At 60.5% G+C, this 11,557-nt stretch carries 12 protein-coding genes; 6 read left to right on the top strand and 6 right to left on the bottom strand.

Annotation, left to right across the window (positions count from 1 at the left end; translation table 11 throughout):
• Positions 1 to 408 precede the first annotated feature (408 nt).
• A complete protein-coding gene (locus JEY66_RS15495) occupies positions 409 to 1,038 on the top strand; it encodes a 2-hydroxychromene-2-carboxylate isomerase (protein WP_018272853.1) in 630 nt (209 codons plus the stop codon).
• 40 nt (positions 1,039 to 1,078) lie between these two features.
• On the opposite strand, the gene JEY66_RS15490 is transcribed toward JEY66_RS15495, so the two are convergent.
• Together JEY66_RS15490 and JEY66_RS15485 are read right to left on the bottom strand one after the other, a co-directional pair.
• A complete protein-coding gene (locus JEY66_RS15490) occupies positions 1,079 to 2,089 on the bottom strand; it encodes a glutathione S-transferase N-terminal domain-containing protein (RefSeq protein WP_018272854.1) in 1,011 nt (336 codons plus the stop codon).
• The gene (locus JEY66_RS15485) at positions 2,086 to 3,582 is read right to left on the bottom strand and encodes a M81 family metallopeptidase (RefSeq protein ID WP_018272855.1); all 1,497 of its coding nucleotides are present in this window, start codon (positions 3,580 to 3,582) and stop codon (positions 2,086 to 2,088) included. The genes JEY66_RS15490 and JEY66_RS15485 overlap by 4 nt, the downstream gene beginning before the upstream one ends.
• Positions 3,583 to 3,769: 187 nt before the next feature.
• Here JEY66_RS15485 and JEY66_RS15480 point away from each other — a divergent pair, with 187 nt between their 5' ends.
• The 3 genes from JEY66_RS15480 (at position 3,770) to JEY66_RS15470 (ending at position 5,921) form a co-directional block, all read left to right on the top strand.
• Positions 3,770 to 4,564 (top strand): class II aldolase/adducin family protein, encoded by a 795-nt coding sequence (locus JEY66_RS15480; protein ID WP_018272856.1) that lies wholly within the window; start codon positions 3,770 to 3,772, stop codon positions 4,562 to 4,564.
• Positions 4,565 to 5,034: 470 nt separating this feature from the next.
• Positions 5,035 to 5,226, top strand: coding sequence for a hypothetical protein (locus JEY66_RS15475; RefSeq protein WP_018272857.1), 192 nt, complete (start codon positions 5,035 to 5,037; stop codon positions 5,224 to 5,226).
• Positions 5,227 to 5,516: 290 nt separating this feature from the next.
• A complete protein-coding gene (locus tag JEY66_RS15470; RefSeq protein ID WP_018272858.1) occupies positions 5,517 to 5,921 on the top strand; it encodes a response regulator in 405 nt (134 codons plus the stop codon).
• 69 nt (positions 5,922 to 5,990) lie between these two features.
• Here JEY66_RS15470 and JEY66_RS15465 read toward each other — a convergent pair whose 3' ends face one another.
• On the bottom strand, positions 5,991 to 6,191 hold the full coding sequence (locus JEY66_RS15465; protein WP_018272859.1) for a hypothetical protein: 201 nt from the start codon (positions 6,189 to 6,191) through the stop codon (positions 5,991 to 5,993).
• 152 nt (positions 6,192 to 6,343) lie between these two features.
• Here JEY66_RS15465 and JEY66_RS15460 point away from each other — a divergent pair, with 152 nt between their 5' ends.
• Entirely contained in the window at positions 6,344 to 6,538 is a 195-nt protein-coding gene (locus JEY66_RS15460; RefSeq protein ID WP_018272860.1) for a hypothetical protein, read from the top strand.
• A gap of 296 nt (positions 6,539 to 6,834) precedes the next feature.
• Positions 6,835 to 7,263, top strand: coding sequence for a DoxX family protein (locus tag JEY66_RS15455; protein WP_016847325.1), 429 nt, complete (start codon positions 6,835 to 6,837; stop codon positions 7,261 to 7,263).
• A gap of 946 nt (positions 7,264 to 8,209) precedes the next feature.
• Here JEY66_RS15455 and JEY66_RS15450 read toward each other — a convergent pair.
• The 3 genes from JEY66_RS15450 to JEY66_RS15440 form a co-directional block, all read right to left on the bottom strand.
• Positions 8,210 to 8,392 (bottom strand): hypothetical protein, encoded by a 183-nt coding sequence (locus JEY66_RS15450; RefSeq protein WP_018272863.1) that lies wholly within the window; start codon positions 8,390 to 8,392, stop codon positions 8,210 to 8,212.
• Between the two features lie 463 nt (positions 8,393 to 8,855).
• Positions 8,856 to 10,262 carry an adenylate/guanylate cyclase domain-containing protein gene (locus JEY66_RS15445; protein ID WP_016847321.1) on the bottom strand — a complete coding sequence of 469 codons (1,407 nt, stop codon included), beginning with the start codon at positions 10,260 to 10,262 and terminating at the stop codon, positions 8,856 to 8,858.
• A gap of 402 nt (positions 10,263 to 10,664) precedes the next feature.
• On the bottom strand, positions 10,665 to 11,297 hold the full coding sequence (locus JEY66_RS15440) for an invasion associated locus B family protein (protein ID WP_018272864.1): 633 nt from the start codon (positions 11,295 to 11,297) through the stop codon (positions 10,665 to 10,667).
• Positions 11,298 to 11,557: the final 260 nt, after the last annotated feature.

Raw genomic sequence — 11,557 nt, 5'->3', positions numbered from 1 at the left:
CGCAGGAATTGACGGACGATTATGGGATCGGCCGCCAGGCAGCAGAAGCGGACAGATGTCCGTCGGCCCACCTCTTGGAGAGGAGCATGACGCCACCGGCGCAAGCCAGCGACCTTGCTCAGCGGCAAGGTCTCGGTGCACGTTGAGGCGAACAGCAGCTGCTAGCCGCGTGCACTGCCGACAATCTGAACATATCCGCAGGACAGGAGCGCAAAGGCCACGCGCTTTTAGGTCCCGAAACACCACTGGTCGATACCAGAGATCCTTCGCTAAAACGAAGTAGCAGGGCCCCGCGATGCTTGACTGCACCGGGGCCCGTTCGTTTGCCCGCGATTTCCCCTTCGTCACACCGCATTGCGCCACCGCGCGGGATCGGGAACAATTATCCCGACGAGGTGAGGAACGATGATGGAAAAGCCGCGGGTTCGAATCTACACCGACTACAAGTCTCCCTATGCCTATGTCGCCAACAAGCGGCTGTTCGAACTCGAGGAGACATACGGCGTCGAGCTGGAATGGCTGCCCTATACGCTGCGCATTCCCGAATTCATGGGCACGGTCGAGGAGCGCACGCCGCACTTCTGGCGCAAGGTGCGCTACGCCTACATGGATGCGCGCCGGTTCGCCAACGCGCAGGGACTGACCATGAAGGGCCCGCGCCGGATCTATGACGCCTTCTACGCCAGCGCCGGCATGCTGTTCGCGCAGCGCCACGGGCTGTTCCGGCGCTATCACGACACGGTGTTCCGGAAATTCTGGAACCACGAGCTGGAGATCGACGAACTCGCGGAGATAGCGGGGGTGATCACCGCGGTCGGTGGTTCCACTGAGGCCTTCGAGGCCTATGTTCGCGGCCCTGCCCGCGCCGAACATGATCGCATTATCGACGAGGCTGAAGCGCTCGGCGTGTTCGGCGTGCCCAGCATGGTGTTCAACGGCGAGCTGTTCTGGGGCGGCGACCGCATCGACATGCTGATCGAGCGGATCAAGCAGCCGGAGACGATCGCGATCGCGCTTGGGAGCCGGCACCGGACCTAAGCTCACGCTGTTTTGAACCCCGATTGTCGTCCCCGATCGATCAGCCTCCAACCAGGATGGCCCAGCAGCCGGTGCGTTCCAGCACCGGTTTCAACGCCGCACGTTCGCCGGCATCGAGCGCGGCAAACTTTTCGCGCAGCTGCTGCAGGCATTTGACCTGATATTTGAACGGCGCCAGCGCGTAGGGCAGTCCCCAGACGTTGATCTCTACCCGCTCGAGGCCCTTCGCGAACGCATCCGCATTGGCAGCCAGGAACGGCAGATAGAGTTCGCCGGCGATCCGCAGCAGCGCCTCCGCAAACCCGCCAAGCGCCTGCTCACGAGGATACCAGTCACCTTCGACACCTGACGCGTCATCGAGCCGCCGCACCCAGTGATCGGTGAACGGTGCGCGTTCGCGCATGATCCGCATCGGGGTCGGGTCGGTCGCCATCTCGCTGAGCTGGCCGAACCAGGCAAAATCCGCCAGCGACGGCCGGCTGCCAAACAGATATTTCTTCATGCCGACATGCGGCTCGAACGCCGCAAGCGTCCGCCGGTAGCTTTCCTCCAACAGCGGCCTGTTCTCATCCGTCGCGCCGAGAATGTCCATGCGCGAAATCTGCCGCTGCCTGAACTCCTCGATCTCCTCGCGGCTGCCGGCCTCGGCCGCCGACGTCGACCACTCCTCGCCGGCCCAGCGCGAGACATAGGCCTGATCTTCCGGATCCCACCAGCGATAGAGAAACAGCGGCTTCACTGCCCATTCGTCGGCGAGGTCCTCGAGCAGATCGCAGATGAAAGCGATGGACCTGTCTTCCGGGATCACCGACCGTCCCTGATGGCGGGCCTCCAGATCATAGGCCAGCGTCGTAGTCTCGCCGCGGTAGCTGCCGTCAGGATATTGCAGCACCGGGATCAGCATCGGCTTCAGATGCGCGGTTGCCTCGCGCAAGGCCTTGGTCATGATCACCCAATCGTGCGGAATCCGCCGGTAGCGCATCAGCGCGCGCAGCTTGATCGCATAGGGCGAGGCGGTCGAGCCGATCAGGCGATAGCGTCCCTCCGTCATGACGATTGCTCCGAAAACGCCGGATTGCCGTACGGATAGAACTGCGCAAGATCGACATTCTTGTAGGGCAGCTTGTCGAGACGCGTCGTGCCGAGGAACGGCTGCTCGGGCTCGACCGGGAGGATCGTTTTGGCAAAGCCGTTGTCGTCGAAGCCGCGCCGGAAATGGACCCGCGACTTGATCGCCATCACGTCAAAGGTGCCGATGTCGGGCACCAGCGCCTTCAGCGAGAACGGCTCCATGACCTGCACCAGATAGGTGGACAGGATCAGCACATTGTTGCGGCCGAAACGCACGCAGACCCAGAACTGCCCATAGCCCTCGCCCGCAGCCGAGATGGTGCCCTGGATCCGAACCGGATCGCCCGCCGACTCGTCGGCAAGGCCGCCGATCTCCATGTCGAAGGCATCGCCGGCCTTGGCGCCGGCGGCCTTGAGACTCGCCGTCGCCCTGGCGTCGGCAATGGTTGCGATGACAGTGTTGGCGAGGTCCTGCGCGATGATCTCACGCAGCAGCCAGGTCGCCGATCCCGACCGGTCGCTGTGATCGGCCAGCACCACCGGTGTGTTGCCAGCTGCGACGGCCTGCTTGGCCAGCGCGACGCCCTCGGCGATGCCGTGCAATTTGGTCGATTGCAGCAAGGCTTCGCGCAGCCGCCAGATCGTGCCGGCAAGATCGCGCGCAACCTGCTCGGCGAGCTTTGGATTGTCGTTGGTCAGAACCTGAACGGTCATGCCGACATCGGGAACGTCGGCGAACGGGAAGCCGAAGAAGATGTTGACGTAGACGTCGACCTCGCGGGCCTCCCAGACCAGCGCGCGCTGCACGAGATCCCTCCAAGGCCGCGCCCCGGTCCATTGCAGCACGGTGGGCGAGATCACGGGAACCTTGATCGTCCTGTGCGCCGGCTTGTAGTCGCCGCGGATCGCCCGCACCAGCATGCGCGCGGCGCGTTCACCCTGCAGGTGCGCGTCATAATGCGGGAAATATTTCACCGCGAACGCCATGTCCGCCTGCTCAAGGAACGTCTCGTCCTCGTTGCCGTGCAGATCGAAGGTTGCGGCAATGAAGGCGGAACGGCCGACCACTTCGCGGACCTGCCGCGCCAGATCGGCCTCCGGCCGCGGCAGGTCGCGCACGGCCATCGCGCCATGCAGGCACAGATAGACGCCGTCGAACGGTCCCTCCTCCTTCAGCCCGTCGATCATCTTGTCGGTAAAGGTGCGATAGGCTTCCTGGGTGATCCAGCCAGACCCGGTGTAGGTCTTCGGCCAGAGCGGGGATTCGATGCCGACCAGTTCGACCTCGGAGAACTCGCGCGCCACCTGCACGAAGCCGCCCATATAGTTCTTGGGATCGAACTGCAGCAGCGCCTCGCCTTTGGCCGGCGAGCCCGGATAGATGAAGTCGTCGAGCGTGGTCTCGTTCGGCAGGAACGAGACGGTTTCGTGGGAGAAATGCAGGACGGCGATACGTATCTTGCGATCGCTCATTTTGGTGCGCCTCGGCTGTTTTCCGCATTGTGGCATTGAAGGCGCGGCGCGCCAATCCGCATTCGGTTTTTGCCCGCCAGCCCTGCAAATACGCAGACGCGCCAAAGCTTGCCGCCGCGCGGATTCTGCTATGGTCCGCCGCAACAATCGGGCCCCGACCCCGCAGATATCTCGAGGAGAGAACGCCATGAATCCCCCCGTCAGCTCGCCCGCGATCAAGGTCGTCAAATCCGTCCGCGAGCAGGTGAGCGCCGAGGAGTGGCAGGCCCGCGTCGATCTTGCCGCCTGTTATCGGCTCACGGCGATGTACGGCATGACCGAGATGATCGCGAACCACATCTCCTGCCGCGTGCCCGGCACCACCGACCAGTTCCTGATCAATGCCTACGGCATGCTGTACGAGGAGATCGACGCCTCCAGCCTGATCAAGGTCGACGTCGAAGGCAACACGCTGCTCAACGCGACCGACTACGACGTCAATGTCGCGGGCTTCGTCATTCACAGCGCCATCCACATGGCCAAGCACGACATGGATTGCGTCGCGCACACCCATACCCCGGCCGGCATGGCGGTCTCCGCGATGGAATGCGGCCTGCTGCCGCTGGCGCAGACCTCGATGCGCTTCCTGCACATCGCCTATCACGACTTCGAGGGCATCGCCGACAATGTCGACGAGCGCGAACGCCTGGTCCGCGACCTCGGCGACAACGAGGCGATGATCCTGCGCAACCATGGCCTCCTGGTCGTCGGCCGCACCGTGCCCGCCGCGTTCAACGTGCTGTTCCGCCTCGAGCGCGCCTGCCAGACCCAGGTGATGGCGCTGTCCTGCAACACCAAGCTGATCTATCCGCCGCAGAATATCCTCGAAGACACCTATGAGCGGATGCTGCCAAAGCCCGGCCGCGCCGCCCGCAACGGCGAACTCGCCTGGCCCGCGCTGCTGCGCAAGCTCGACCGGGCGGATTCGTCGTACCGGGATTGAGAGCGAAAGCGGCGCAGGCTTTCTCCATTCGTCGTCCCGGCGAAGGCCGGGACCCATAACCACAGGGTCGCGTTGTTGAAAAACAGGCTGTAGCCCCAGCGTCGCGCAACAATTCGCATTCGTGGTAATGGGTCCGGCCTTCGCCGGGACAACGCTGAAATTGTTGCACGATCTGTGAGTCACAAATCCGCGTTCTCGCGGCGCGTTTCGCCCGAGCTTTGCTCTTCGTTCCGCCCTCCCTGTTGAAGAGAGCGTAGGGAAAGTTGGGAGCCGATCGCACCCATGGGCCCCGAGCAATGGGTAGAACTTGACGTGCCCCTCAAGCGCGTGAAGAAGCGCCGAGTGATCCAGCAGCCGCTGTCCGACCTGGCGGTCGAGATTGCCCGCGAGGCGCTCAGGGCATCGAACAAGCAATACGTCTTCGCCTGCCCGCTCGGCGATCAGCACGATCTACGCGGACGGCGGCGACCTTGGCCGGCGATCTTGGCTTTGATGATGCGTGGATCGCACGTTGCCTCGATCATTCCTCGAGCAAGAAGGCCGAGGTCGCCGTGCCCACCGTCACCGGCAAGGTCTACAATCATTCGACGCGAATGAAGGAAAATCGAGGGCGTCGCGGCCGAGTTGCGACGGATCATTGGCAGCCTCGCAAAGCAACCTGAGACCAATCTACGTCTCGTCGCCTGAATTACGTGCGGAATACCAGGCGGGCGTCTTGGGAGACCGCACGTGTGGGACCCTTTCTTTGTCAAGCGGTGCGAAGCCATTTGGCTTACGCAAGGCCCCGGCAGATGAGATGTCCATCTGGATCGACACGGGAGAACACCGCCGGCCCCTCGAATGATGAAACGCAAGAACCGAGGGGAGCGACTTTATGCGTCCCGAAGGGAACCATCTTCCTGCCAGGGCGTCAATTTGGAACTCGCTCAACGCTGCGGCGGGAGGTGGCCCCTTGGACACTATCGATATCCTAATCGTCGATGACGAGCATTTGGTCCACAGCTTCATTAGCGGTGCTCTTAGCGAGGCGGGCTTTGCGCCATTTGGCGTTTCGTCGGGCGATGAGGCGTTGAGCTTGTTGCGAGACAGCGGAGATAAGTACCGAGCCCTCGTCACCGATGTAAATCTCGGCGCGAATACGATGGATGGCTGGCAGCTTGCTCGCCGTGTCCGAGAAATGCATCCCGATTTTCCGATCGTTTACATGACCGGCGCCAGCGCCGAGCAATGGACTGCGAACGGCGTGCCCAACAGCATCCTTTTGACGAAGCCATTTGCGCCTGCCCAATTGGTGACTGCCGTCTCTCAACTGTTGAATGTTGGTACGTCTCCGCTCTGTCCAAAGGACTCGCCATAGCCGCGCCACCGGGTTTGCGACAAAGATGGCGGCATTCTAGGCTGCGTCTCGCCCGAGCCCATTTGCGGCTTAGTGCACCGTCTGCCGTCGATGCCGCGACACGTGCTCGATCAGTTCCGCGTTCAAACAATCTAGGATGCGCTCCAACTGCTCGTTGACCAGCAAGAGAGCCCTCAGAGCGCTGCGCACATCGCCGTCGCAGGCGGCAACGATCTCGTCTAGCTCCCGATCATATTCGTCCAGATAGTCGTTGGTCGTTGGGTGCGGCATACGAACAACATCCAAACAGAAAATACCGTCTCAGGATCGACGAGCACGCCGCTTGTCCTTGATATTCACAGGCGAGCGCCAAAGACCCGGTTGCATTTCGGCGAACGGCGATCTGCTCTGGACCAATACTTTCAACGGTTTTGGGAGATTACATGGTCGAGGTGTATTTCAATGTCAGACATGATCTGCTCGTCGTGAGAAAGGGTTTTCCGGTGCCGGCTGTCAGCGCTCAAGGTAAGTGGCGCAAGAGCAGAAGGAGGGGCGTCAGGGTCAGCGAGGAGATCAGACAGGCGGTCCAGAGCCACGGCTACTACATGCGTAAACTGCGCGATCTCAAGAAGAACTAGCACCGATCGGCACACAAAAGCCCGGCCGCCAATTAAGACGGCCGGGCGAAATGCAAATATGAACTCGATGAACACTGGGTATATGCTGCGGTGCGGGGCGAACTTCCATTCCGGATGAATACGGTGGCTCCGGTTTGCCGGCATGCCGTCCGGGTTTTTACGGATAGACTGCATCGCGCGCAGCGCCTCCAATGGCTGCATTCTTTTATTAGTATTTGCGGTCGCGCCGTTCCGTCGGACGATCTCCTGCCAGTAGACCTTCGGACCATGCGCTTCCGCTTCATTGGGAGCATGCGATGATCGACCAAAGGACTGCGCCTTACGCTGCGTTCATTTTGCGGATTACGATTGCCGGGCTGTTCCTGGCGGCGCTCTACGGCAAGTTCATCTTGAAGCCGATCAGTCTTTGGTGGAACGGCCTATTGAAAGCCGGATATCCAGAATGGGTGCTCACATACACGTTGAGCGCGGAATTCGCGGCGAGCATCCTATTGCTGCTCGGCGTCTATACCCGCTGGGTGAGCTTGTACACGCTGCCGATGATGCTCGGTGCCACGCACTTCTGGATGGTCCGTAAGAACTTCTGGTTCGTCGAAGGCGGATGGGAAATGCCCTTTGTCTGGGCGGTGATGCTACTCGCCCAAGCACTGCTCGGCGATGGCGCCTTCGCATTGAAGGTGCCGGCGCTGCCTTGGGAGCGACGATTGCAAAAGGCGCCTGCATGAACTTGAGCGACGTCATGTGAGGATCGACGAGCCGAGGAGCGGCCCTAGCTCAGGTAGCTAGGTCCGCCGGTAAGCCCAAGGCGCAGTACACCCCTGCGCTCGTCCTCACTAGAGCGGAACCCCTAAGGTTGCATAGAGCCCGGGACTGCTAAATCCCAAAGGAGTGCCTCATCTGTCTCACCATCATCATGGTGGCGTCGGTGTATCGGCCGTGGGTGAGATACTGGTCTACCTGCGATGCACCTAGCAGCGCGAGGGCTGCAATCGCAAAACCTTTGATCATCGTGGGCCCCATAGGGAGACCGCCAACCGGGCTGGTCAGGTTGAGCATTCCGGAATGCGTTGTCGCTCGTCGCGACCTAACCGCAATGACCTAGACTGACACCAATTGGTAGAAAACCGTTAATCGGCAACGCCGGTCTGGGTTGCCGGCAGTGATATCGCGCGAGCGGCTTGATACTGCCGATCCCGTTAAGGTTTTCGGTGCGCGAGCGGGCCGGCTTTCAGGGCATTCGACGGCGCGGCCTCTCTTTTCTACATGAACAGGGCAATAGCCACGATTGCGATGGGGCTTAGCCCGAGCGTCACGATGAGCGCGCTAAAAGGTAGGTCACTGCAACAACCCCTGCGTTTGGAGTTGGAACTCTACGCCCGGATGCTAGGGATCGCCGGTGCAATTTGTGCCACGGCAAAGCACCGTGGGGTGGTAAATAGCTGGTTCTCGGAGCATATTAGCCTTTATGAGACCGTGGCTAAAAATGGCGCTGATAGTTCTCGGCTTGTGCGCAGGCTGGATGGTCATCGGTTTATTGACCGTAGACGATGACGACGAATTCCACCAAGTCATCACGGCGTACAAAGCGCGCTAACTGGGACTGGCACTCGGTTCACCCACGGAGATCCCCGGACCGGCAGAACTACGACGCGAACACGGCAACCAAAACTCCTATGTGCTCTGCGGTTTGGAAGCGTTGATCGTCCGTTCCACCTCATCAGCGAGCGCCCGATGATGGGCGGCTAGCTTGGCAAACAAGTCTTTCTTAGTCTCGTTGGTCGCGAGCTTGCTGATGAGTTCGCACTCCTCGGCCTCGACCCGAAGCTTCTCCAAGTGCGCCTTCATGTCCTTCATTTGAGGTTCCCCGATGCCGGGAACCATTTGAAGAGGGCGCTAGCGGACGTCAATACCCTGCGCTAATCGAGATATGAAACTCTGTTCACCTCGGAGAACATCGGTAGTCCAAACGGTGGGGCCAGAACATCTGATGGCGCCTCGTCAAACGAGTTCGTGGCCCAATCGGCAACGGGACCTAAGCTAAGGTACTTTGAGCCGTGCCCTCGAAAGGCGGTGCGGGACGCCGGGCCTTTCGCGTATTTGGCCTCGTCTTTTCGCGATTTTGCTGCGCCGGGTTATCGTTGCGACTTCCGTAGGATAGCGCGATGAGCGATTTGGAACTGGTATGGCGATCATGGCGGGCGCTTTCGCGGCTTGACCGGCGGCGATCTGTCGAGATGCTTCGGTCGCATTGCGCCGAGGAGCGCGCAACGGTGCTGCGCCGGAATGGCAGCGCCGTCTATGGCGTCAAGGCGGCCTACTATTTGCTCGCGGCGAAAAGATCCCATTTCCCGGGCAGCCCCTTTAATTCGTATGAGCCTCGCTCGGAGAACTTCAGATCGGTGCCTGCTACGAGGTCGGTGACCACCCGCGAGACAAATACCTCATTGCTTCCCGACTGCGACATCACCCGCGCGGCTGCGTGGACGGCAATGCCACCGATGTCGTTGCCTCTGATTTCGACCTCGCCGCAATGAAGACCCGCGCGAACTGGCAAACCAATGCTTTTGCTCTCCTCACTGAGCGCCAAGGCGCATCGCACAGCCCGTCCCGGTCCATCAAATGTTGCCAGAACGCCATCCCCTGTGCTCTTCACCAAAGTGCCGCGATGCTTGCTGACAATCCGGCCGGAACGATCGTCGTGATTGTCCAAGAGGTCACGCCAACGGTGATCGCCGAGTTGCAAAGCAAGATTGGTCGACCCAACGATATCAGTAAAGAGAACGGTAGCGAGTATGCGCTCCAGATCAATTCCCTCGCTGGCGCGTTGTCCAGTGATGAATTCTTCGATGTCTCCGGTAACTCGCTCAATGTCTCCCGTCCAGAACGCGTGATCGCCCGACGGATATTCAATGTATTTCGCTCCCGGGATACCGGCGGCGAGCTTGCGGCCTAACGTTACAGGCACCTGCGCGTCGGTTGTTCGGTGCAGCACTAGGGTTGGCGTGCGGACGACTGGGAGGATGGGGTTGATGTCTATCCGTCGGTTCGAAAGTATGTAGGATTTTAGTGCGCCAGGACTGCTGCCCAACTTTTCGAATTTTGCGATGCGAGCGAGTATCTCCGGATTGCCAGCATCACTCGCGAAAACTCGCTTGAGGAAGTCCCCGTTTCCCCAACTCTTTACGACGTAAGCTAACCGTTCCTGAACCTCGGATGGCGTGAGGTTGGGCGGGAGCAGGTCTGATATCCGCGCCAGCCCTCCGAATAAGACCAAGTGGGACACGCGCTCTGGGTAGGTCGTCGCGAATAGAACGCTCATCGACGCGCCTTCAGAGAAGCCAACTAGCGCAGCACGCTTGGAGTTGATGGCGTCCATGATCGTGCGGACATCGTCGATACGTTCCTCAAGAGACGGTACGTCGGCCAACCGATCTGATAGTCCTTGACCTCTCTTGTCGAACGTGACGACCCTTGAGAACTTCGCCAAGCGACGAAGAAAGCGCGTATAGCCCGGGAGTTCGTGCTGAAAATCGATGTGGGATATAATCCCCGGAACTAGGATAATGTCGGTGGGCCCGTCGCCCATGACTTGATAGGCGATGTTGAAGTCGCCGCTCTGCGCATACTGCGTCTCGGGCAACGCTACTTCCGTCATCGCGGCCCCCACCGTTTGTTCGCGTTTCCAACTATCTTCCAGATCAGGCCGGACATCAACGGACGTCATCCACCGTAGATGCCCGGTATTTGCCCGTCACACGATGGGCCGAAGCTATGGTCTGGCACCGGCGGACCCGAAGGTGAACGGTCTAAGGGCCTATTGGGACCCAGCTCAAGCGGCTCTGTTTAAACCATTGACAGACATGGCTTTTATTCGTTCTTTGGATCATGAAAAAAAGGCTTGGCATCAGGACCACACGGCTTCACCGTCCACGTCATGCGCACTCGTCAGTTGCGCAATCGGCGTCCACCGCATCTCGACCCACGTTCGTGACGACCGCGAAGCGCCCCTCAATCGGGTGAGACGGGCGGAATTGGATCAATGATTTGCCCGACGACGGAGCGGGATTTTGCCCGTCGGGGTGATTTGTCGCAGCCATCGTGCGGTGGGCGCGGAACGTCGTGCCGCTCAGCTTCCGAGCTGAATGGTGCGCTCCAGCGCCGCGGCGAAGCCGTTGAGGGGGACGTTAAAGACGACAGCCCGCCCGTTGCTGATGCTCTGTGCGGCAACGGTGAGCATTTTGGCCCTGCTGATGGTGTCGGTCACGACCGTGGGAAAGGATACCGGCAGCAAGCAGCCTTGCGTCGTGCAGGTGGAGAAGCGCGTCTGCTCCAGATCCTTGCCGTCAAGCTTGAGGACGGAACCGGCGTCGAACTTCAGCCCGAACGGCATCAAGATGTTGCCTTCGGCCTTTCCGTCCCTGGGAATCAGTTCGATGGCGAAGATTTGCTGATTGGTTTCCTTGGCGAGCTGTGTCTGCCCGAGGGTACACAGCTTGGCCCCGCCGTCGAGCTGGCATTTGACGATCCAGTCTCCGTAGGTCTCGCTGATCGTGGAAGCGCCCTTGGGAAGCTGGACGGCGCGGACCACGCCATCCATCGCGGACGTCTGGCTCCGTGTGTCGATCGGCATGGAGACGGCGCTCCCACTGGCATCCGACATATCGGGTGTTCGGGCGACTTGCGCCGAACCGACGCCGGCCATGACGACGAGAGCGACGATTGCCCGAAGACGCCTGTCTGCTGCGCTGACCGTCAGCATCGCATTCGCTCCGCCTCGTTACGTCCCGAAACCGATCTGCCTTTTCGGCGCATTTGTGGGCATAATTCCCACGTATGCGAGGTACGAATACTTGGAGAACCGCTGATATGCAAGAGCTGATCGCCGCCGGTGTGATTGTCGCGATTGTTGCATTCTGCGGCGGGTATTTCTGGGCAATTGCACGTGAAGTCAGGACGACCGCGAACAAGCGACAACGCAAATGGTAGTCCGGCGCCGTCACCTTGCTCCCGTGATTTGCC

The sequence above is a fragment of the Bradyrhizobium elkanii USDA 76 genome (genome assembly GCF_023278185.1).
GTDB classification, from domain to species: Bacteria; Pseudomonadota; Alphaproteobacteria; order Rhizobiales; family Xanthobacteraceae; genus Bradyrhizobium; species Bradyrhizobium elkanii.
This window is presented reverse-complemented; position numbering and strand designations above follow the sequence as displayed.

Coding starts and splice junctions, on each gene's coding strand:
- JEY66_RS15455 (WP_016847325.1), top strand. CDS start 6,835: ATGATCGACCAAAGGACTGCGCCTTACGCTGCGTTCATTTTGCGGATT.
- JEY66_RS15465 (WP_018272859.1), bottom strand. CDS start 6,191: ATGCCGCACCCAACGACCAACGACTATCTGGACGAATATGATCGGGAG.
- JEY66_RS15485 (WP_018272855.1), bottom strand. CDS start 3,582: ATGAGCGATCGCAAGATACGTATCGCCGTCCTGCATTTCTCCCACGAA.
- JEY66_RS15440 (WP_018272864.1), bottom strand. CDS start 11,297: ATGCTGACGGTCAGCGCAGCAGACAGGCGTCTTCGGGCAATCGTCGCT.
- JEY66_RS15495 (WP_018272853.1), top strand. CDS start 409: ATGGAAAAGCCGCGGGTTCGAATCTACACCGACTACAAGTCTCCCTAT.
- JEY66_RS15450 (WP_018272863.1), bottom strand. CDS start 8,392: ATGAAGGACATGAAGGCGCACTTGGAGAAGCTTCGGGTCGAGGCCGAG.
- JEY66_RS15480 (WP_018272856.1), top strand. CDS start 3,770: ATGAATCCCCCCGTCAGCTCGCCCGCGATCAAGGTCGTCAAATCCGTC.
- JEY66_RS15490 (WP_018272854.1), bottom strand. CDS start 2,089: ATGACGGAGGGACGCTATCGCCTGATCGGCTCGACCGCCTCGCCCTAT.
- JEY66_RS15445 (WP_016847321.1), bottom strand. CDS start 10,262: ATGACGTCCGTTGATGTCCGGCCTGATCTGGAAGATAGTTGGAAACGC.
- JEY66_RS15460 (WP_018272860.1), top strand. CDS start 6,344: ATGGTCGAGGTGTATTTCAATGTCAGACATGATCTGCTCGTCGTGAGA.